A 20,726-nucleotide genomic window follows, 5' to 3' on the forward strand; every position below is an offset into this window, starting at 1 on the left:
TGTTGTTTCTCCAAGCAAGCTGAGGTTCATGATCAATTGTTAGGCTTCGCGATCGCGCGTGGCCATTTGCATGTTGCCGCCAATTTTGCACGCACGCTCTCGATACCATCGAGAGCGAACACTGCACCGGCGCCGGTCCCCGTTCGGCGTGACACATGCACGGAAAGTGCGCTGTGGCCGGGGATCGATTGCAACAGGCGAACGACATCGCTTTCAAGCGCGACACCGCGCGCTGACGTGATTGTCGAGACCTGAAAAGGTGGATCATCATTGATGCGCAGGGAAAGGGTGTAATCCTCGCGGCGGCCCGAAAGGCCGGCTCCGTCAAGCAACACTTCGGTCAGGCCGCTGCGACAGCGTATCGACAGGCTCATTGCTGCGTCGGAACTGCCCCCTTGAGATGGTAGTGTAGCCTTGATGATCGATGAATAATCAACTGGCGAGGTGGTCTCGCTGACGATCCACGCTCCGGCTCCATTTGCGGACCGATCAGAGACGCGAACCGGCGCCATAGGGTCTTCGGCGCCTCGGGGCCGAGCGAGGTCATTTGCGATCGCGAGCGTCACGACGAGAGCGATCAGGGTGAACGTCATTGTGTCGCCTGGCTCGAACGCGGCAGACGATCGAGCCAGGCCTGCGCCGCGGGAAAACGCGTCAGGCCAGGGACCGTCGCCGCCAAGTTGATCGACTTCCATTTCGGATCGAAACCGGGCTCCTGCAGCTTGTTGATCCGCGAAAACAGGCGGTCGACAAAGCGCGCCACACGATGAAAGCGAATGGATTTGGTCGGCCAATTGAAAGCGACCAGCACGGTCGGAACGGCAATAGTTGTCACGCGTTCCCCCTGCCTGATCAAGTTCGGGTAATCAGCTGCGTCCAGCCAAGATGGCAGATAATAATCTTCAAACTTGCTCTCGTAGGGGACAGGCAAGAACTTGAAGCCGGCATCCCAGCGACCACGTATGAATGCATCCACCGGCTTTGATGTTATGAAAACGACGGCGGCCAGCTCACCCCTGCGCATTTGTTCCATCGCAACCTGATGTGGGATGAATGCCTTATCGACCTCGATCCCCAGCCGGCTGAAGATCAGCGGGCCCGAATAAGCTGCGGCGGTACCTTGGGTGTTGAAATTGACCTTCTTTCCGACCAGGTCACTCAAGCTCTGAATTTCGGGCCTGACGAATACGTGCAGTTCAGATGGAAACAGGTTGAGCACATAGGTGATCCGTCGCTGGATGTCCGGCACTTGGCTCTTGTACTCGTCAAGTGCGTCGGAATTGATGATTGCTGCATCAATGCCCCGCAAATACAGCAGCGAATTGACGTTTTCGGTTGCGCCACGGGTCACGATGGGCAACACGTGGAGGTCCGTTCCATCATCGGCCACTCGCGCCATTTCCGCGGCAAGCCGAATGGGAGCTCCTTCCAGCAGACCTCCGGCAATTCCAACAGTCCAATCGTTCATGGCCGCAATTTCCGCCCTTGCATGATCCGCACGCGCCCGCGGAGTCTGCTGGGCCATTGCTAGGCAACAGCCCATGATCAGAAGCGGAGCGGCTATCACGATGAGGAGAAACCAAGAGCGTATTCCAACCAGCTGCTTCATCGATCCGGCTCCCCTGGGAACGTCTATTCTGTTTTGTCCGCTGCGCTCTTCACTTCGACACGTAAGTTTAAGTTCGATCTGCCTAGTTGATACAGCGCACGACCATTTGTCTGCACCGATGCTGCTAACGACCAAGTGCGTCGAACCGCTCCCTTGCTTCCTTGACCCCTCCGGCTGCTGCTCTGGCGTAAAGCTCTCGCGCCTTGGACGTGTCGCCGCGCGTTCCGCTCGCGCCCCATTTTGCAAGCAGGCTCGGATCATACGTTTCGGCGAGCGCGAAACTTGCCGGTGCGCTCCCTAATTCAGCAGCACGCTCCAGGACAACTCGTGCCGCGCCAATGTCGCCTTGTCGAAGCAATCCGGCTGCGCGAGCGATCAATCGCACGAGCTCGGCGGCGTTTTCGTTCCCGAGAACCGGGGATGGCGCCTTTGGCTCAGCTGGTATCATCACGAGTTCTCGCGGAGTTTGCTCGGGCGCGGGCTGCGGCGACCCCGGCAGCAGTGTCCTGAGCAGCTCCCCTGTCGGCGAAGTGCTGGCTCCGCCTTCATCCGCCGCCCCCTCGGGTAGCCGCGGTCCGACATTCGGGCGTGCTGCGGCAAGTTCTTGCTCACCTCCGCTAGGTCGATCGCTTTCTCGCTGAAGCTCCTCTTTCAACTGTTCGGCTCGATCATCGTCTGCTGCGGCTTGCGCTTCATACGCGAAGAGTCTGGAACGCGCCCACGAGAGCTCTTGCGCCCGTGCATCTGCTTTTTCCTGCTCTTCCTTCAATGCGAGCTTCAGTTTAGCCGAGGTATCCTCGGTCGCTCGCTTGGTCTGCGCCGCTTCTTCTGTCGCCTTCGCGATCTGCCAGGCACGGCTGTCGAGCTCGATTCGCATCGTCGCGAGCGTCTCCTCCAGCTGTTTGGTACGATCGTGCTCCTGTCGCAGGCCCGCCTGTACCTGAGCCTCCGCTGCCTCTTTTGCACTGATCTCTGCGGCTTGTCTGGTTACCTCTGCCGACTGGATCTCCAGGTCGTGATAAGCGGCTGTCAGATTCTGCTCCAGCCGGTTTGCCCGATCTTTCTCCCGCTCGGCAGCTTGTTGCAGCTCTCTCGGATCACTCTGTGCCCGGCGTTCGGGTTCGCGACCCTCGGTGCCGATTTCGCGGCTTAGCCGTGCCTGCACTTCGAAATCGTTGCGCGCCTTGAAAAGTTCCCGTTCCAGACGCTCCGTGTGCAAGCGCTCCTCCCGGAGCGATTTCTGCAGCTTATCAGTTTCATTCTCGGTGGCCTCCGCAATGCTGGTCCATTGCTCGCGTGCATGCTGCAACAGCCCCAGCACGGTATCCTGCTCCCGTCGGCATGTTCGAAGGTCAGCAGCAAGGGCCTGTATCCTCTCCTGTTCTGTGGCGAGCACTTGCCGCGATCGCTCGGTATTGCTGATTGTGGCTTGTGCAAGCTTCAGGGGTGTCGTGTCGGCAGATGGTTTCAGCCGCGCCGCGCGCCACCCTCCCGAGCCGGTCGCGCCGCGCAAGTGCGTCGCCATGACATGGGCGTCGCTCGCCGGCCGGTTTGGCTGCTGCGCGAGAACGGGTATGGTCAAAACCGATATTACCGTCAGGACAGTCGGTGCAACCCACGCCGACCTTGTTGCGCAGGTGCGCGCACAGCTACGAACACAATCCGAGGCAATCCACACGTCTGCGCGGCGAACGGGCGATCCAAGGCCCGACCCTGCCTGCATCGGCGCTTGTGCCCACATCCGCGACATTAATGTGTCAATCCGTTTCCCAATTGCTATTTACCCATAGGCAAAAATAAACCATATTATACTTTATTCAATGATTTATATCGTAATTTAATTTTCGGCCGATGCGGCCGGTCGCTTGAGAAGGAGATCGTCCAATGCTCCACCGAATCCCTTCGCTGATCGTTGCGACTATCACGAGCGTATCTGTGCTGGCCCTGGCCCAAGCAGGCGGCGCAGTGGCGGGCTCCGCGGGTGCCGGCACTGGGACGGGCACGGGGAGCGCCAACACTGGTGGGTCAGCTCCGTCCGGCATGGGTACAAATGCGAGCAGCGCCAACCCTGCTCCATCGGCGCCTCCAGGAATGGGGACACGAGACGTTGGTACCGGTGCAAACCTGAACCGCACCAGTCAAACCAACAGCCCGGACGTTCAACCCGCCACGTCGAAGTCGCGGGCGGCGGCGCAGGCCAAAAGAAATGCCGGCGCTGGCCACGCTCAAAATGGTCTGCCGATCGGAGCTATTGGCACCGGCACGAGCAACGAGGAGCAGATGATCGTTGGACCGTTACCTAACCGAAAAATACCGGCAGCGAAGGTCGACGGAAATATCGCTGGAATAGTTGGTAGGGGCTCCGGCCTTTCGGACCAGGTGAGCCGGCCGCGCGCCGCTCGAGCTGGGGAAAAAAGTGCTGGACGCCAAAGTGCAAGTCCAACGGCGAACGACAGTTTCGCATAAGCGCATTCCCGACCCAGAAAACAGAACTCGGTAGTCTGAGCGGACCGAGCCGGGCAGCCGAGCGCGCTTTGACGTCCCTGCTCAGGTCTGCGAGCCGCGAGACGAAGGCGCCGGCAGGGCTTGGTTCTCCATGGGGCGCCTTGAAGAGGACTGACGCCCGGCACACGGCCGAGCGGGATTTGGGCTAAGCGAGAGCATTCACGCGGTTATGCGAGCGCTCGATTCCGCGGCATTCGGATCATGTTCGATCGGTCGGAGCGAGGAGCCAGCCGTGCATTGTTCGAACGGCTCGCGAAGCATGTCATTAGCCAAGTGCTCCCAGAACTCAGCTTCGGCGAGAAGCTTCCAGCTTCGATCAGGATGATGCGCAGAAGTCTGTCGGCACAGCGACGCCATCGCGCGCAAGCGGCGTACGGTCTCCATCCACTCCTCCCATTGGTTTTTCTCTGACCTTATTTCCTGTTTTGCGTCGAATTAATTATGATTATATCAGATAACTAAATTTGCCTCCATGGCGCGACTACTGAATTGATTTGGCGTGAACGACTTTCGCTTTGCTTTCAAATTGTTTTTCAGATGAAGCGCTGCTTCATAAAACCTAAAAACAGATAAAAAGCCGGGGCTTAAACAACGCAGGTGCGGGACATGATCCGCAGCATGCCGCTCGTGGATGATCTCGGTCAGAGCCGGAAAGGGACGCCGGATCAAGTGCAGCACTTTTCCTGGCACAGAGCCTTCACTCGCATCGGCCTGCCTTGAAACTCCGCTGCGCGCACGCCTCATCGGGGAGCGATCGGGCGGCTTGAAGCTGTGCCAAGGGGTTATCGGAGGCTTCAAGGTCGATCCGTAAAACGATCGTCTTCGAGTTCGCTAAAATTACGCGCGCCGCTCGCCATCATTGGATCCGCGTGCGGCAACTCGTCCCAAACCGGGGCCTACGCATCCGTGACGCCGGCCCTAGTCTCGCTCTTTCTCCGCGGCTTCGCCCTTCCGCCCTTCGCACTTGCTCTCGTAGCCTGTGCAACTGGGCAAGCAGGCTAACGAGTTCCATCGCCGTTTGACGCAGGACAGCCAAGCGGCTGCAAACCCCACTACTCACTACAATACCCCCAAACAGGCCCTTGCAGGATCAGCGATCGGAATCGTTAGTTTGCGCCGATCTGCCGGTGTGACGCTTAACTTACGGTTCATGAGGGCGTCAGTTCGCTTTACGACGATAGGCCAAAATATTTCGCATCCCTCCAGTAAGCCCTGGCAGAAATAGCCGCCGAGACAGGAATTTAGAGGAACGCTACGCCATGATTGAGCGCATCCAGTCCGTACCAAGATTAGCTCCAGCCGGTGCGGCAGCCATGCCGCAACAGATCAACTCCGCACACGCGGCGTCAAATGAGGCGGTCGGCCTAAATTCGTGTAATGCTAGTCAGTTCGGCTCCGCGTCTGTACCGAAGCCCGCTACGCATCAACACAGCGGCGCTTCCTCGAATATCTCCCTGGGCCGCACGACCGGCTCATCGACCCAGGCCTCGCGAGCGAACCAGCTGTGATTGGCGCGACACACCGGGCAGCGAGTATTGCCATAAAACACAACGCTCCGCAGGAAAGCCTCACGGTCCGACCTAATACCAGTAGGAATCGCGCGACCGGTTTGCGGACATTTGACCATGATCATTCCCATGCGAGCCTCCCTAGGAAATTATTATTCGTTGTCGAACGAAAGAGAACCGGCCGGCTGGAGTGCGTCGTCATCTCAGTGTGGGTTACTTGGGGGGCATCGCACACTGGGAGTGCTTGTTCGAGCAGGGCGGGTTGCTCGTGACGACGTTTTTCCAACCGGCCGGATCGCTGCTTGAGCGATTCCTTGGACGCCGCCGCTCTTTGGCTCGGCAGCGCGGGCGTTGATTATTCGTCTCTCGAAAGCTCCTGGGGCGCCACTGAAAATCGGCGAATCTGAGCGGGTGGGAGTTTTGCGCGTGCTATGCCGCTCGCGACGAAGACGATCATGTCGCCCGTGATGGGCAAATTGGCTAATTCGATCACCGGTTTCACCCCACTCTCGTCAGCGAATATTCGTCGTTAGGATTTAATCCTGCAAATTAAGCCTTGCGCTGTCGGTCTGGTTTGCGACTCTCGTCAAGTTCTATTTTTTGCTGTCCCGCACGCAGGAGGCCAAGATCATCGCGGCGATTCTGCGACGCTGTTCTCGGTCGGCTGTTATTTCGACGCAGGGCCCGCTTCTTGGTATTTGAACGGTTGCATCCGGTTCAAACATGAAATAAATATTTATTATATTGAGATCATATAAATCTCGTTGTTAATTGTTGTCAATGACGTAAGCTGTTTTCGTCATTTTTTTGGTCGGAGGAGACGATGCGGGAATCAGTCCAGAAGAAGCGCAACTCCACCTCGGCTGCGAAGCAGTTGGCTCAAATGCGCGAGAAACTAGCGAGTATCAGCGAGAGGGAGCACGTTCTACGAGAGCGGAGTGCTGCTCGCGAAGTTTACCGCTATCTGCTGGACTCTCACCGGTTGACCGCGCCGGCGACCTTTCTCGGAGGACAAGTGTTGAATATTTCTCCATCTGGGGTGAACGAGGGTGGTCAGCTGGCGGCATGACCCGGGGCCGTACGGTCATTCGAAACGAATCCCAGTCAGGCGATGTGCCGCCGCACTGAAGGTGGATTTGCACCGCTGTAGCACGGCGATCAAGCCGAATTTTCTCGGCAACTGCAGCTCGTTTGAACGCGCCGCGGACAGGACATTGCAGGATGTTGTCGCCACCGCGTCGACACGGCGGCGAAACAGATATCGTTGCTATCGGGCATAGCCATGCTGGAAAAAACATCGGCAGAGATGGTGTTGAGACCCGCCGCGGGTGCAGTCTTCGCGCTGGTGGACGGTCGATCAGTGCTTTTCAGCGAGACAAGGCAGAAGCTCTATGAGTTGGACCAGCTAGGGGCATTCATTTGGTGCAAGTTGGCACAAGGTGCTTCTTTGGAAGACGTCCATCAGGAGCTGGGGCAGCTAGGCATTGGCGAGCGCGCAGCGCGCGAGTTCACGTGGCAGGCGATGAACGTCTGGATCGATCGAGGGGTGCTCGATCTCGACTGGCGAATGTCGGCCGATTGTGCCTTCTCAACAGTTCTTGCTCAGCGCAGGATCAGCGTCCGGGCTGCAAATCGGGAGCTCTCGCAACAGTTGATCTCGCTATTTTGTGTTACGGACGACAGCGGCGAGGAGGAGGAGGAGGATATTGCGATCGAGACAATGATGCTCGGCGACCGAGTATTCTTCCGCGGGAATGACGCGAACATCCAAAGATGCGAAGCCGCAGCTCTGGCCCCTACAATCAAAGCTCACATCACCGAGCGACTTATCCGAAGCAATCAGTGGGCTTTCGCGCTCCACGCCGCTTCTCTTGCAAAGTACGGCATGGGCTTGCTGCTGTGCGGCCAACCGGGAGCCGGCAAGTCGACTCTTGCACTAGAACTCGTAGACGCTGGATTTCAGTATGCCGGCGATGACGTTGCGCTGATTGGGGCTGACGGAACGATCTGCGGCATCCCATTTGCCCTCACCCTCAAGCAGGGATCGTGGCGGTTGCTATCCCGACTGTATGGCGATTGGAACGACGTGACGCACCGCCGGTCCGATGGCGCCGAAGTGCGGTATTTGCCGATTCCGGATGCGCACAATGGGAGCCTCTCTGCCAACTGGATCATCTTTCTTAACCGGGTTGCAAGCGGCCCTGTCGAGCTGACCCCCCTGGATCAGCTTGATTCAATCAAGCGGCTCATTGAGGGCGCGTTTGCCGCAGACGGGAAGCTGTCGCAGTCCGGCTTTTTCGCTTTGAAGCGGATTGTTGCGGGCGCACGATCGTTCCAACTTATCTATTCGGAATCGGCGCAGGCTCGACAGCTGCTGATGGACTTGTGCAATGACAAGACATAGTGCGGCACTGACAAGCCTTTGCAACTGCTTGCGAGGCTTGCCGCCCGTCGAAGTGGAGTGGACCTCCGTCATCGGGCTCGCAAACCAGACGTTGACGACGCCTGCGCTCATTGACTTCGTCGATCAATTTGCATCGGTGTTGCCGGACGACGTGTGCACCTATATCCGCCAGATCCATCGCCGAAACGTGCTGCGCAACGACCGGTTGGCCGGTCAATTGGAAGAGGCGGTCATTGCGATGAACGGCCGGGGAGTTACGCCGGTGTTGCTCAAAGGTGCGGCAACGCTAGCCACAGCACCCGTCGAGCGGCGAGGAGTTCGGCTGATGTGTGATCTGGATATTATGGTCATGCCGGACGAGGCTGAAAGAGCAGTCACCGCTCTGCGCGCGATTGGCTATCAAATTCATGAGCGGACCCCTCCCAACAGCAAGAGATGGTATGTCGAGTTGAACCGGCCCCGGGATGTCGGAACCATTGATCTGCAGCAGGGCGCTTCAGACCCGGCGTACTTTTACCGTGGCCCGGGAAATGCTCTGAACCATTGCGTCCCTGCGCGCTTGGGGCGGGGGAGCGCGTATATTCCCACGCCCACGTACCGAGCGCTTATGTTGATCATCCACGATCAGTTTCAAGACTTTGGTTATTGGCTCGGTGACCTCGATCTGCGACATCTTCTTGAATTGCGAGATCTGAACGGTTCCCTCGGGGGCGTCGATTGGAGTGAGCTCACCTCTCATATCTCGGGCGGATTGATGAAGAACGCAGTCGAAACCCAGCTGCTTGCTCTCGCTGCGCTGCTTGGGGTCGAGGTCCCGCACTCGATGCGCTGCCGACTGATTCCTCGTCTGCAGTTCATGCGACAATTGATCCAAGCACGCTTTCCGGCCACACGTGTGCCATTCCTCGCAATGACGGTCTTGGACCTCAGAAATTACCGGAGGAGGGTGACCTCTGGCGACGCGCAAGCCGGCATGCGCGGGCGTGGATTGTGGTCTGTGCCAAGAGGGTCCACTTTACAGTTTCTGTTGAGCGCGACCACGACGGTTCGTGCCGGAAAAGTTTAAGGCCAGTAACAACACACGAGCGCCTTCGGGGGGATTGGAGATTCCTCAACGGAACGGATTCCATCAGCCGCCTCCAGAGGGCGCATTAGGTGGGCAGATTTCCGGAATCCTCAGGCCAAACATTTGTGCAGTGCTAGGAATGCCCTTGACCACCCGCATTCCGACCAGGCGACTCGTCGTTCTCGCGAATCCTGAACTCTTCGAGCGTGTGCCCCGATTGGAGCGCGGCAACGAGCCAGCGAGGCTGTTTACCGCGTCCCGACCAAGTCTCTGTCGGGCGGAGTGGATTGAAGTATTTTGGCACGACTTTTGGGTATTTGCGTCGCGGCGGCTCGCTTGTTCCGGCGCTGGCGGCCCGGCTTTCAGCTTCACCGAATTGATCCGGCTGGTTGAGTTGTGCAAGACGTTTTTCGAGCTCTCGCTTCTCGACTGTGATCTTTTCGGCAAGTATCTTTGTCAGCTCTTCGTGAAGGAGCCAGAGTTCCTCAAAGTCCATGGCTTCGAGATCTTGCCGCCGCATAGCATTCTCGTCACCGTTTGACTGACGCCTGATCCAACTGTCGTTCTCAGCTGACGAGCACATCATTGCCCGAACGCCCAAATAACGATGGACCAAAGCCAGTGCTTCAAATCGACGCTACAATAAATAAATAGTATATTATTTAATAATTATTGCTAGGGGTATTTTATTAAATGGAGATAGGCAGATCAACGACTTGCTGCAAAGCAAGAAAGGGGAGTATCTCAATCGAGTTCCTCTCGGCGTCTTCGACTCGGAGCATCCTTCCCCGGCTGCACCCTCGGACATTCGGGACCTGAAGCTCAAATCGAGTTCAGGCGGGTAGCGCTGAGGGACATTGAGTTCGTTGGCGCTCCGCGCATATCCGAAGGCTGCAATATCGAGATTGCCAGAACAAAGGACAGCCTACGCCAACCATATTCATCGAGAATATGCTTCGCGGGTGACGCGTCGGGCGCTTGATGCGATCCCGTCATATCAGTTCGCTTGAATGGTTCCACGGCTGCCCGCTGGGCGTGTGAAATTTACCCCTCCGCGATTAAATTATGCGGATAGCCCATTGTTTTGGCTTGATTGGCTGTTGCGACGCGGTTATCTGGAATGCGGATTTAAGTCCGGTTCCATACACTTTGTTGGGTAAATCGAGTTCACCATCTTGATTAATGTCGATCTGGGGCATATTAAGTTTGGCGCAACTACAGGATGCGAGCATGCCAACTAAGAAACTCGAATTAGAATCAATGTCCCTTGACGATCTCTGGTCGCTTCATGAGGAAATTAGCGGGATCTTATCGGATCGGATTAAGGCAGAAAAGCACGAATTGGAGAAGCGCTTGGCGGTTCTCGGGGGCGGGGTGGCTGTTTTGGCGGACTCAAGCGGACCGGGAGTGTCTCCGACTGCCAAGGCGAGACGCAAATATCCGCGTGTGCTGCCGAAATACCGGAACCCCCAGACCTCCGAGACCTGGTCGGGGCGCGGCAAGCGGCCGCGGTGGTTGGTTGCTGCCGTGAAGTCTGGCCGGAGAATTGAGGACTTTCGCATAGGAGATGCAAGTCCGAAGCTTCGTCAGCGCGCGTAACCTGATCTGCACTGTTCGACGGGGTGGCTGGGGTTAAATGGCCGCCGCAGTGCCCGTGATCCTGTGGGCCTAATAGGCGTTGCGTCCCCGCAGCACTTCGAGGGGAGTTCGCAGCAGGATTACGAGATCAAGCCGAAGGCTCCAGTTGTCGATGTACCAGAGATCGTATTGTACGCGTGTTTCGACCGTGATGGCTGTGGGGGTTGGACCGCGGCAGCCATGGACTTGGGCCCATCCGGTCAGTCCTGGCCTGACCCTGCGGCGCAGGGCGTAGTTCCGCACGAGCTTGTCAAATTCTCCGTCGTGAGCCAAGGCATGAGGACGCGGACCTACCAGCGACATGCTGCCGTCGAGAACATTTAACAGCTGTGGCAGTTCATCGAAGCTTGTCCGACGCAGCCATTTGCCGACGCGGGTAACGCGTCGGTCGAGGCGATGGGCCTGAAGGATCGCGGGTCCGTCCTCGAGTACATGCATCGTCCGGAATTTGCGGATCAGGAAGATCCGGCCATTAAAACCACAGCGTTGTTGTCGAAAGAATATGGGGCCGGGCGAGTCCAGCTTGATTGCAAGTGCGGCCAGCACAAGCAGCGGGGCAAATATCGTCAAGGCGAGCGCGGCGCAGAAAAGATCAATGATTCGTTTGGTCGCACAGTCCAGCTGGGTAAGCGGCCCACGCTGGAGTTCCACGCAAACCGCACTTCCAAGGCTTCGCGTAGGGTGTCGAAGCAATTCGGAGGTCGTACCGACCGGCACGAACACAACCGGCAGCGGCAACACCCGCAAGTCGGCAACGAAGGCCCGAAGTTCGGGCCATCGCTCCGGGTTCGCTTCCACCACCACTTGGTCGAGCTCGGAGCTGCGAATGTAGTCGATCACGCGAACCGTGAGCCGCCTTCGACAGGCAGGACCGAAGCCGATTGGGGGCAAGCTGAACCGGCCTCGGACACAATAGCCATGCATCGCCAGCGTTTCAGACAGTCCGGCGTTTTTCGATAGCGGCTGGTCGCTGACCAGAACAATGTTTGTGCTGGCAAATTTTCTGCCGCTCAGGCCCTTCCCGAGAAGCGCTCTCACTCCCCACCGCTCGGCCATAAGCAAGCCCAGGCCCAGGACAGCGAAAAGTGTGCCCGCTTGGTGAGAAGAGCCCGAACCAATTGCAAAACCGTACCCGGCCCATATCAAGAACAACAATGACGCCCATGCAATCCAGACGGCGCGCATCTGACTTCGCAGGACGAGGAGCTCGGCCGGCCGATAAAGGCCGTGCGTCTTCAAGAGGCAAACGAGACATGTTGCGCTGACTAGCGCCAGGCCAAGTGCGTTGCTTAAGTCGCCTGCAGCCCATCCACTCTGAGCTTGGCTCACCCACATCGAAACGACGCTAGCAAAAAGAATGGTCGCAATATCCGCACAGAGCGCCACGTATTCGATCGAGTCGTACCGGAGGGGCCATTTGTGCTGGCGGGATAGTGACGGCCCGGGACTGACACGATCCGTAACCTCCCGATCGGGGAAATGTCGGTTCACGAAATTCATTGTCAGGACACCTGCGGTTAATATTTAATATATTATTAATTAATCCGATCTTTCAAGAGAAAAAATACTCGTTTGGCTATTTAATGTGTCGCACTGCTCGGAGACCTATCGAGATCCCTGTCGGGAATTCCGCGCGCGCATGCTGTCGAGGTACGACGGATCCAGCTCCGAAATCAGGTTCTCGAGATAGACCTTCCCGTCGGCTGAGGCTAACCGGTATGCAGCCACAAGCGCCGGCCTGAGGGCAGGCCGATGCGTAACGATGAAACTGACGTCGCGCTTGATCAAGTCACGGAATTCAAGCTCCCATACCACAGCGTCTGTGGCGAACGCGACGGATAGCCGTAACGGAAGCAGATCCAAATCATTCGGCGCGGTATAGTACGACATCTTGAGCATCGCTGCCGTCCCAGACCGGGTCAAATCATGCTTCGATGCCGCCGCGAGCATGAGCCAAATGTCGCCGCGAAACGGCGAAGAGCGTAATGCACGGGCAAACGCATTCGAAGCCACCGGAAGAGCCGTCTTTTGCTCGTCTGCGGATAATGCCGGATCCCAGCTGGATCTCGATTCTCCTCGGATCCATAGGTCTTCACGTGCTGCCGCAACTGAAGCCGGTTTCGAGATCGCATTCGGCCATGCGGCGGTCAATACGCCTGTCGGCAAAGAAGAATGACCACCGAGATACCAGGCGGGCAAGAGCATCCAAATTGCCTGCACGAGCAGTGTGATACCAAGAACCATCAGAGCAACGCGGGGCCAGGCGGTGACAAGCGCTGACGCGAATTTTGGACGAGATGCCGGAGCTGGACCGCCCATCCAATCTGAAGTCTCTTTCGATCCCGGGGATATGGCGTCACGGCGTGCGCCGGGGACGCTTTGACCCAACGCAAGTCCAAAAACCGCGGCGATCAAAAGTGATGCGCCCAAATCCAAAATTTCATGGTCGGCAAAGGCCAGTACCGTCAGTGTAATCGAAGCGCCAGCGCCCAAGGCTGGGTACACGTAATCGTAAGCTCGCGACAGAGACCGCCTGATCAGAATACAAGCGCCGAGCATTGCTACAACCACGAGACCGCAAAGGAACGCCCACCCCATATCCACAACAATTGCGGCGGCGGCCGTTGGCCTTTCTCGCAGCGCACCGCTTCCGATGTCCCGATAAATCGGCAAAAGAACGGCCGAAGCGCCTGCACCGGATCCCGCCGGTCGGACGTCCTGTAGCATCCGTTCTGTCGCGATCTGGCTGCTCGTTGACAAAGCGATCGTCAGATCGGTGTTCGTCCTGAACGGAATGACCGTCACGCTGGCAATAAGAAATATTACGGCGGTTGCGAGAACGCCAGCGGTACCCCACAAACCGAAGAACCACCTGCGAATTGCGAACACCGAGAGCAGGATTCCTGATCCGAGGAGCGCGGCAACGACGGCGGTCGAGTTGGCCCGAATGAGCAGCGCGGCCATGCAGACAGTCATTGCGATGATCGCGGCGGACAGAGCTGGGAGCGGGGCTGGCCCAATTGTTCCTGGCCGACTGCGGCGCCGAAATTGATCGACTGCGCGTATTGCCGTCGCGCAGGAGAGCAAGAGGCCGAGCACTGCGACGGTTGAGCCATCGGGCCCGGCGACACCAGCAGTTTCCTTACCGAACCACATAGCTGTGGTGATCGTGGCTATCAACAGCAGGATATGCAGGACTTGCGCTGCACGATATCGGTCAAGTGTGACGACGGCAGTGACAAGGGCAGCGGCGAGCACAGCGCAATACTGGGCGAACGAGAACATCGTCGCCCCGGTATCGACCGTGATTATTTCGGCGAGGGGTTCGTTCAAGGCCGCCGATGCAGTTGCCCAGATGGCATTGCCGAGCGTGCCCATAGGCATCGGCACTGCCTGTGACGCCATCCAGAGCGCCGGAGCCGCAAGCACAACGCCGAGACCAGGCCGGAGCAGCTTGGCGAGCCCGAGGGAGGCGGATGATGGAACGATCGCAACGACCAGCGCAGCCGTTGCAAGTACGAACGACGCCAATATCCTGATTTGCAGGCTTTCTGGCATTGCGAGCGCCGCGATGATCGCCACTAACTCGGCTAACATGACAAGCCGGATAATCATGTAAACACCATCTTGTGGTGCGGCCACTCCGCTGATCCGCTAGCCGGAGAACGTGGAGCCGCTACGAGACAGCCTTAAGACCCGGAAAGACCATAACGGATGTAGTGGCTATCATGATAGTAGTAGCTCCGATGTCCGTCATATCGAGCCATGGCCTTGGTATCCGTTTTGCTGAGAACCGCCCCAATCAGCGATTCGTGAATGTTGGGTGCCGTGTGCAATGCGTGCTGCACGACATCTATTTTGGTCCGGCCCCATTCAACAACGAGAATGTAGCAGTCTATTAGAGATGAAGTGGCTCGGACATCAACTAGCGGGGTCAGGGGAGGAAGGTCGACGATGACGTAGTCATAGTCAGCTCGCAAACGGTCGAACAACTTGCTTATCGCGTCGGCGCAAAGAATTTCGCTGGTGTGAAGCAGAGGTCCCCGCCGCACGGCGGGTAGAAATGCAAGATTGGTTGTCGGATCCCGCCAAATTGCGTCCGTGAGGGAGCGGCTGCCGTTTGCAACTTCGATGATTCCGGCGAGGGCTTTGGGCGCAAAGATAGCAGATAGCGAGGGATTCCTGAGGTCGCAATCGACGATGATGGCTTTCTTGCCCGTGTGCCCGATCAATTGCGCGAGCGAGGCAGCAATCGTGGTCTTGCCCTCATTCGGTAGGGCCGAGGTAATCCCGATGATCTGGGAGGAGATTTTTGCCGGATTGTGGTCGATGGCTAGCTTGATGGAGCGAATTGCCTCGGTATATCGAGAAAGCGGCATCCCGACCACGGTCCGATGAACTGCGGTCGGCGACGAAACTATCCGTTGCTGAACATCATCATCGGTTTGCTGGAGACGAACTGATGGCTTCGGGGATTTGCCGGCCGGTAGCAATGGGACCGAAGAAATGCAAGGCAATTCCAGCACGGTTTCCACTTGTGAAGAGGTACGAAAGACGCGGTCCATGACGTCTCTGAGCAGCGCCAAGCCGATGCCCAGCGCGAGACCGCCGAGGATCCCGAGCGTCAGCACCAACCTTGTCTTAGGCTTGCTCTTGCTCGGCGGCGGCGAAGCAGGAAAAACGACCCGCGTTTCCGAGATGGGGAATGTCTCCTGCTGTGCAGAGCCCATGTAACGCTGCAGGAAAGTCTCGTGCAAGCTCCGCAAGCCCTTTGCTCGGCTCTCCAGATCCTTGATAGTCAGCTCAGCAGAATTGACTGAACGGGACTGAGAGACGGCCTTGGCCAGCTGCTTTTCGATTTCTTCCTGCCGCTGTTTGGCGAACTCGAATTCGCTTCGGCTGACTTCGGCAAGTCTCTTGACCTCGTCGAAGATGGAGGCGCGAAATTCCCGGATGCGGTTACGGACACTGACAACCGCCAGGTGGTCGCGACCGACCCTGGCTGTCAACTCGGCCTCTCGCCGCGTGAGTTCCAGATATTGTTGGCGGAGCCCCGTAATGATCTGACTGTTTGTCGCATCGGCCCCGATAGCATCCAGATTGATCATCGGGGGCGGCTTTTGCGGATCGGAGGTAAGGAGAGATTCATACCGAGCCAATTTGGCCGTGGCCTCAGAGGTCTGGGCGCGTGCGGCAGCCAGTCGATTGTTGATTTCTGTGATCTGCCGCTCGTCGATGGGCTTTCCGTCCAAAGACACGATATTGTTCTGGGCCTTGTAGACATCGACGGCACGTTGTGCAGCGAGGGCTTGGTCACCGAGATCGCGCAGCCTCTCCTGCAGCCAGCTTGTTGCCCTGCGATTGGCATCGAATTTCGCATTGAGCTGGTCCGCAACATAGGTATTGGCTACCGCGTTGACGATCTCCGCGGCTCGGGCTGCGTTGCTCGAACTGAAATTGATTTCAATGACGTTGCTGAACCCGACACGTCCTGTTGAAAGCCGACTCAGAAATGCGTCTACGAGAGCGTCCGATGGTTCGCCCTTCGTATCGGGCGGGTCATCCTTCCTCGATCCAGTCGGTGCCCATGACCGAATTCGTTGCCAGAGCGACTGTAGAGATAGTCCTGACGCACTAAAGTCCGGATCGTCAGCCAGTTTCAACTGGTCGATGACCGCGACCGCAGTGGCCTTTGATCTCAGGAGCTGAAGCTGGGTCTCGATTTGATTGAGATCGAAAGCCGTCTCGGCGAGCAGTGATTGCTGCTGGACAAATAGGGGCCTTGGATTAGCCAACAGGATCTGAACCTGCGCCGTATAGGTTGGAGTCACCAAACGGAGATAGAGCATGCTGGCCGCAGTTGCGAGTGTAGCAGTGACAAGGATTACGAAATATTGGCGTCGTAGAAGCCCGACGCCGTAATTGATGACGTCGCTGATTCCTCCGCCGTCTGCCTGAGCGGGTTGAGCCAGGTTCACCGGCAGCCGCAGTCTGTCCGTGTGTTGAAGATTGTTCTGGAGCATCACGTACCTGTCCGACGATGGGGTCACGTTGGGGCCGCCCCGCCCGTAGACCAACGTTCAGGCAGGACGTCCGGGCGCCGGGTGATTATATACATTAAAAAAATCTGCTTGCCAAATTAAATAAATCATATATTAATTAGGTGGGATACAAATAAGGACGAGGCAGTCGCCCCGGCGCGGTGCCGACAAAACAGACGATATTTCCGTAGCTTGCAGCACATCGTATTTGGATCGAAAATAATGTGAGCGTTCAGAGGCGGATTGGCGGACGGAAAAATTAATTCTATCGATGATTATGGTCCGCTGCTTGAAACCCGATCGAAATTAAGGACCGGCAGGAGGTGCCTAATGCTGGAACTGCGATCCTTGGCTATCCCCGATGTCAAAGTAATTCGAGCAGATCGCATTTCCGACGGCCGCGGCTACTTCTGTGAGACCTTTCAGCGATCGGCTTTTGCTGAGAAGGGAATCTTGCATGACTTCGTTCAGGAAAATCAGTCCAGCTCAGATCGGATCGGCACGGTGCGCGGCTTGCATTTCCAGCGACCGCCTTTCGCCCAGGCCAAGCTCATACGGGTGTTGAATGGGGCCATTCTCGATATTGCCGTTGATCTCCGACGTTCATCGCCCGACTTTGGCAAGCATATCGCCATCCAGTTGGATAGCGAAAGCGGTGAGCAGGTGTTCATTCCGAAGGGATTCGCGCATGGTTTCTGTACGCTGCAGCCCAAGACCGTGGTCTTGTACAAGGTCGATCAGGTCTACGCGCCGAGCCATGACGGCGGCGTCTATTGGGCTGATCCCGCACTAGCGATCAAGTGGCCCGTCACACCGTCAGAGGCTCAGATATCGCCAAAGGACCAGATTTTGCCTACGCTCAACCAGCTTGCTTGCATTTTCGAATAGTGGAGATGAGTAGAATGCGTATCCTAGTGACCGGCGGAGCGGGCTTCATCGGTTCTGCTGTGTGTCGCCGTTTGGTGCTGCAGACCAGTGCCGCTGTGGTCAACATCGACAAGTTGACATACGCAGCCGACCTGACTTCGCTGACGAGCATCGAGGGGCTGGGGTCTTATGCATTTCTGCAGTCCGACATCTGCGATCGAGACGCTATGGATCTCGCGTTCGCCGACTACGAGCCGGATGCGATCATACACCTGGCCGCCGAAAGCCACGTCGACCGTTCGATCACCGGACCCGAGGCCTTCGTCAGCACCAATATAGTTGGTACCTACACGCTGTTGCAGGCGGCCAGGACCTACTACGAACGTTTGCCGCTTCCGCGGCGCAAGCAGTTCCGCTTCATCCACGTATCGACAGACGAAGTCTACGGGTCATTGGGCCCGGAGGACTTGTTTCGCGAGGACACGCCCTACAGGCCGAGTTCGCCATATTCGGCGAGCAAGGCGGCCTCGGACCACCTCGCACTCGCGTGGTTTCGAACCTACGGTCTTCCGGTCATCGTATCGAATTGTTCGAACAACTACGGGCCGTACCAGTTCCCGGAAAAGCTCATCCCGCTGACGATCATCAATGCGCTCGACCGGAAGCCGCTACCGGTCTATGGCGACGGCAGAAATATTCGCGACTGGCTTCACGTCGATGATCATGCCGCTGGCTTGATAAGACTTCTGGACGAAGGAAGACCGGGCGAGAAGTACAATTTCGGCGGAGATGGCCAGCGATCCAACCTGGAGGTGGTCACCCGGATTTGTGACGTGGTGGATCGGTTATCCCCGGGCGCGGGAGCGAGACGATCTCTCATAAGGTTCGTGCCGGATCGTCCAGGACATGATGCGCGCTATGCGATCGACGCGTCGAAGGCACATCGCGAACTAGGCTGGGAACCGACGAGAACCTTCGAACAGGGCTTGGCCGAAACAGTCGGATGGTATCTCGACAATCGTGCATGGTGGCAGCGTGCTCGCTGCGGTGTCTATGACGGCTCGCGTCTGGGTCTGCTCGCTGCTCAACATTGAGGTGAAGATGACAGATCGACCCATCCTCATTGCCGGGCGGAACGGTCAGTTGGCAAAGTGTCTTCGTGATCTCGCTGCGATGCGCGGTCTGCCCGCGGTGGCTCTCGGGCACCGAGAACTCGATCTGGAGAACCGCGAAGGGATCGACGAGCTCATCGCATCGATCGCGCCGTCTGCAATCATCAATACGGCCGCTTATACGGCGGTCGATCGGGCCGAATCTGAAGCGGCGAAAGTGTTCAGCATCAACCGCGATGGTGCGGCAGCGCTGGCAAATGTCGCTTGGCAGATCAATATTCCACTCATCCATCTCTCGACCGACTATGTGTTCGACGGCGCAAAATTGGATGCGTACGACGAAAGCGACATTCCCGCGCCGTTAAATGTCTACGGCGCGTCGAAGCTTGCCGGCGAAGCTGCTGTATTGGCCGCGCATCCGCTCGCGACCGTGATCAGATGCTCGTGGCTTTACAGCCCCTACGGCAGCAACTTCGTTCGAACGATGTTGCGGTTATGCGAGACGCAACCCATCGCAAGGGTTGTCCGGGATCAACAGGGAAATCCGACCTACGCATACGACCTCGCGGAGGCTGTCCTTCAGATCGCAGAACGGTCAGTAACAGTCGATCGCAGGGCCGCGGCCGGCATCTTTCATCTCGCCGGTCAAGGCGAGACAAGCTGGCACGACTTTGCGAAGGCAATCTTCGACGAGCTTTCCCGTCGTGGAGCGCGGGTTCCGACGCTCGAGGCGATCACGACTGAAGAGTTTCCGACCGCTGCGCGTCGGCCTCGAAACTCGCGCCTGGATTCATCCAAGGCCGAACGCGTGTTCGGGATTCGATTGCCGCCTTGGCGCCATTCACTCGAAGCCTGTCTCGACCAGCTAGTCGGAGAAGGAGAAACCGATGTTGAAGGGAATCGTGCTGGCTGGCGGCAGCGGAACGCGCCTCTATCCGATCACGCGCGTGGTCAGCAAGCAGTTGCTCCCGATCTATGACAAGCCGATGATCTACTATCCCCTGTCGACGCTGATGTTGGCAGGGATCCGCGAGATTCTGATTATCACCACGCCTTCAGACCGGTGTCAGTTCGAGCTGTTGCTGGGGAACGGCAGCCAGTGGGGCATTCGGCTCAGCTACGCGGAGCAAACCCGTCCCTCCGGTCTCGCGGACGCTTTCATTGTTGGTGCCGATTTCATCGGAAGCGATCGTGTGGCGATGGTGCTTGGTGACAATATTTTCTTCGGCGATGGCCTGAGCGAACTGCTTGCCAGGGCGGCAGGACGTGAGGAAGGCGCAACAGTTTTTGCTTATCACGTGCGGGACCCAGAACGTTACGGCGTCGTCGCGTTTGATGAGGCGGACCGCCCAGTATCGATCGAGGAGAAACCCAGACGGCCAGCTTCGAATTGGGCAATCACCGGGCTGTATTTCTTCGATAATCGCGTTGTCCGCTACGCTCGTCGCGTCGAGCCATCGTCGCGCGGAGAGCTCGAGATTACCGATCTTCAGATGCGCTACCTTGCGGCCAAAACGCTACATGTTGAGCGCATGGGGCGGGGCTTCGCCTGGCTGGATACCGGCACGGTTGAGTCGCTTATCGATGCCGGGACGTTCGTGCAGACCCTGGAAAAGCGGCAGGGAATGAAGATCGCCTGTCTCGAGGAGGTCGCCTTCAGACTCGGCTTCATCAATCGTGATCAACTTCTCGCGCTGGCGCAACCGTTGGAGAAGAGCGGCTACGGCAAATATCTAAACGAAATCACTCGGCTACCGCATTTCGTTTCGCACTAAACGCCCCTCAGCCGATATTTGGAGTTATGTTAAATCTATGCGTATTGAATTGACGGGCAGTTTAAAATAGAATTAAAATATATATTGACGATTTATTTAATCGGTATAGCCATGCTGATTCAAAAGGCGAGCGTCTTCGGTCGGGGAGCCCGGGCCGTTTTTCCAGGGGAAGATATTCCCGCCTTTTGGCGAGAAGCCTCG

The 20,726-nt window shown here is 57.4% G+C and carries 16 protein-coding genes; 7 read left to right on the plus strand and 9 right to left on the minus strand.

All coding sequences use genetic code 11. The features are described from left to right. Window positions 1–32: 32 nt before the first annotated feature. The 5 genes from AC0L27_RS12410 to AC0L27_RS12430 form a co-directional block, all read right to left on the minus strand. Window positions 33–593, minus strand: coding sequence for a hypothetical protein (locus AC0L27_RS12410; RefSeq protein ID WP_473319204.1), 561 nt, complete (start codon window positions 591–593; stop codon window positions 33–35). Continuing rightward, window positions 590–1,609 carry a TAXI family TRAP transporter solute-binding subunit gene (locus AC0L27_RS12415; protein WP_473319205.1) on the minus strand — a complete coding sequence of 340 codons (1,020 nt, stop codon included), beginning with the start codon at window positions 1,607–1,609 and terminating at the stop codon, window positions 590–592. The genes AC0L27_RS12410 and AC0L27_RS12415 overlap by 4 nt, the downstream gene beginning before the upstream one ends. Window positions 1,610–1,733: 124 nt before the next feature. Next, window positions 1,734–3,191 (minus strand): coiled-coil domain-containing protein, encoded by a 1,458-nt coding sequence (locus AC0L27_RS12420; protein WP_473319207.1) that lies wholly within the window; start codon window positions 3,189–3,191, stop codon window positions 1,734–1,736. Window positions 3,192–4,564: 1,373 nt separating this feature from the next. Continuing rightward, complete coding sequence (locus AC0L27_RS12425) at window positions 4,565–4,858, minus strand: hypothetical protein (RefSeq protein ID WP_473319209.1); 294 nt, start codon at window positions 4,856–4,858, stop codon at window positions 4,565–4,567. A gap of 679 nt (window positions 4,859–5,537) precedes the next feature. After that, window positions 5,538–5,753, minus strand: a complete 216-nt coding sequence (locus AC0L27_RS12430) for a hypothetical protein (protein ID WP_473319210.1) — start codon at window positions 5,751–5,753, stop codon at window positions 5,538–5,540. Window positions 5,754–6,904: 1,151 nt separating this feature from the next. Between AC0L27_RS12430 and AC0L27_RS12435 the strand changes: the two genes are divergently transcribed. Both AC0L27_RS12435 and AC0L27_RS12440 read left to right on the plus strand, forming a co-directional pair. Beyond that, on the plus strand, window positions 6,905–8,026 hold the full coding sequence (locus AC0L27_RS12435) for a serine/threonine protein kinase (RefSeq protein ID WP_473319212.1): 1,122 nt from the start codon (window positions 6,905–6,907) through the stop codon (window positions 8,024–8,026). Beyond that, complete coding sequence (locus tag AC0L27_RS12440; protein ID WP_473319214.1) at window positions 8,013–9,092, plus strand: nucleotidyltransferase family protein; 1,080 nt, start codon at window positions 8,013–8,015, stop codon at window positions 9,090–9,092. The genes AC0L27_RS12435 and AC0L27_RS12440 overlap by 14 nt, the downstream gene beginning before the upstream one ends. Window positions 9,093–9,225: 133 nt before the next feature. Here AC0L27_RS12440 and AC0L27_RS12445 read toward each other — a convergent pair whose 3' ends face one another. Then, a complete protein-coding gene (locus tag AC0L27_RS12445; protein WP_473319216.1) occupies window positions 9,226–9,612 on the minus strand; it encodes an H-NS histone family protein in 387 nt (128 codons plus the stop codon). A 710-nt stretch (window positions 9,613–10,322) separates the two neighbouring features. Between AC0L27_RS12445 and AC0L27_RS12450 the strand changes: the two genes are divergently transcribed. After that, window positions 10,323–10,691 (plus strand): H-NS histone family protein, encoded by a 369-nt coding sequence (locus AC0L27_RS12450; RefSeq protein ID WP_473319218.1) that lies wholly within the window; start codon window positions 10,323–10,325, stop codon window positions 10,689–10,691. Window positions 10,692–10,760: 69 nt separating this feature from the next. Here AC0L27_RS12450 and AC0L27_RS12455 read toward each other — a convergent pair whose 3' ends face one another. The 3 genes from AC0L27_RS12455 to AC0L27_RS12465 all read right to left on the minus strand — a co-directional run bounded on the left by AC0L27_RS12455 (window position 10,761) and on the right by AC0L27_RS12465 (window position 16,753). Next, complete coding sequence (locus AC0L27_RS12455; protein WP_473319221.1) at window positions 10,761–12,230, minus strand: exopolysaccharide biosynthesis polyprenyl glycosylphosphotransferase; 1,470 nt, start codon at window positions 12,228–12,230, stop codon at window positions 10,761–10,763. Between the two features lie 105 nt (window positions 12,231–12,335). Further along, a complete protein-coding gene (locus AC0L27_RS12460; protein WP_473319223.1) occupies window positions 12,336–14,372 on the minus strand; it encodes a hypothetical protein in 2,037 nt (678 codons plus the stop codon). Window positions 14,373–14,419: 47 nt separating this feature from the next. Beyond that, entirely contained in the window at window positions 14,420–16,753 is a 2,334-nt protein-coding gene (locus tag AC0L27_RS12465; protein ID WP_473319292.1) for an AAA family ATPase, read from the minus strand. Window positions 16,754–17,101: 348 nt separating this feature from the next. Here AC0L27_RS12465 and rfbC point away from each other — a divergent pair, with 348 nt between their 5' ends. From rfbC to rfbA, 4 genes are read left to right on the plus strand one after another with little or no spacing between them, the layout of a single operon-like run. Beyond that, entirely contained in the window at window positions 17,102–17,659 is a 558-nt protein-coding gene (gene rfbC / locus AC0L27_RS12470) for a dTDP-4-dehydrorhamnose 3,5-epimerase (RefSeq protein WP_473319226.1), read from the plus strand. A 14-nt stretch (window positions 17,660–17,673) separates the two neighbouring features. Further along, window positions 17,674–18,732 (plus strand): dTDP-glucose 4,6-dehydratase, encoded by a 1,059-nt coding sequence (gene rfbB / locus AC0L27_RS12475; RefSeq protein ID WP_473319228.1) that lies wholly within the window; start codon window positions 17,674–17,676, stop codon window positions 18,730–18,732. Between the two features lie 7 nt (window positions 18,733–18,739). Further along, complete coding sequence (rfbD, locus tag AC0L27_RS12480) at window positions 18,740–19,729, plus strand: dTDP-4-dehydrorhamnose reductase (protein WP_473319230.1); 990 nt, start codon at window positions 18,740–18,742, stop codon at window positions 19,727–19,729. Then, complete coding sequence (rfbA, locus tag AC0L27_RS12485) at window positions 19,638–20,525, plus strand: glucose-1-phosphate thymidylyltransferase RfbA (protein ID WP_473319232.1); 888 nt, start codon at window positions 19,638–19,640, stop codon at window positions 20,523–20,525. The genes rfbD and rfbA overlap by 92 nt, the downstream gene beginning before the upstream one ends. Window positions 20,526–20,726: the final 201 nt, after the last annotated feature.

The organism is Bradyrhizobium sp. Ken51 (assembly GCF_055807435.1).

What these genes read in the sequence shown, in the direction of transcription:
- AC0L27_RS12410 (WP_473319204.1), bottom strand. Translation starts at nt 593, where the DNA reads ATGACGTTCACCCTGATCGCTCTCGTCGTGACGCTCGCGATCGCAAAT.
- AC0L27_RS12415 (WP_473319205.1), bottom strand. Translation starts at nt 1,609, where the DNA reads ATGAAGCAGCTGGTTGGAATACGCTCTTGGTTTCTCCTCATCGTGATA.
- AC0L27_RS12425 (WP_473319209.1), bottom strand. Translation starts at nt 4,858, where the DNA reads ATGAGGCGTGCGCGCAGCGGAGTTTCAAGGCAGGCCGATGCGAGTGAA.
- AC0L27_RS12430 (WP_473319210.1), bottom strand. Translation starts at nt 5,753, where the DNA reads ATGGGAATGATCATGGTCAAATGTCCGCAAACCGGTCGCGCGATTCCT.
- AC0L27_RS12435 (WP_473319212.1), top strand. Translation starts at nt 6,905, where the DNA reads ATGCTGGAAAAAACATCGGCAGAGATGGTGTTGAGACCCGCCGCGGGT.
- AC0L27_RS12440 (WP_473319214.1), top strand. Translation starts at nt 8,013, where the DNA reads ATGACAAGACATAGTGCGGCACTGACAAGCCTTTGCAACTGCTTGCGA.
- AC0L27_RS12445 (WP_473319216.1), bottom strand. Translation starts at nt 9,612, where the DNA reads ATGCGGCGGCAAGATCTCGAAGCCATGGACTTTGAGGAACTCTGGCTC.
- AC0L27_RS12450 (WP_473319218.1), top strand. Translation starts at nt 10,323, where the DNA reads ATGCCAACTAAGAAACTCGAATTAGAATCAATGTCCCTTGACGATCTC.
- AC0L27_RS12455 (WP_473319221.1), bottom strand. Translation starts at nt 12,230, where the DNA reads ATGAATTTCGTGAACCGACATTTCCCCGATCGGGAGGTTACGGATCGT.
- AC0L27_RS12465 (WP_473319292.1), bottom strand. Translation starts at nt 16,753, where the DNA reads ATGCTCCAGAACAATCTTCAACACACGGACAGACTGCGGCTGCCGGTG.
- rfbC (WP_473319226.1), top strand. Translation starts at nt 17,102, where the DNA reads ATGCTGGAACTGCGATCCTTGGCTATCCCCGATGTCAAAGTAATTCGA.
- rfbB (WP_473319228.1), top strand. Translation starts at nt 17,674, where the DNA reads ATGCGTATCCTAGTGACCGGCGGAGCGGGCTTCATCGGTTCTGCTGTG.
- rfbD (WP_473319230.1), top strand. Translation starts at nt 18,740, where the DNA reads ATGACAGATCGACCCATCCTCATTGCCGGGCGGAACGGTCAGTTGGCA.
- rfbA (WP_473319232.1), top strand. Translation starts at nt 19,638, where the DNA reads ATGTTGAAGGGAATCGTGCTGGCTGGCGGCAGCGGAACGCGCCTCTAT.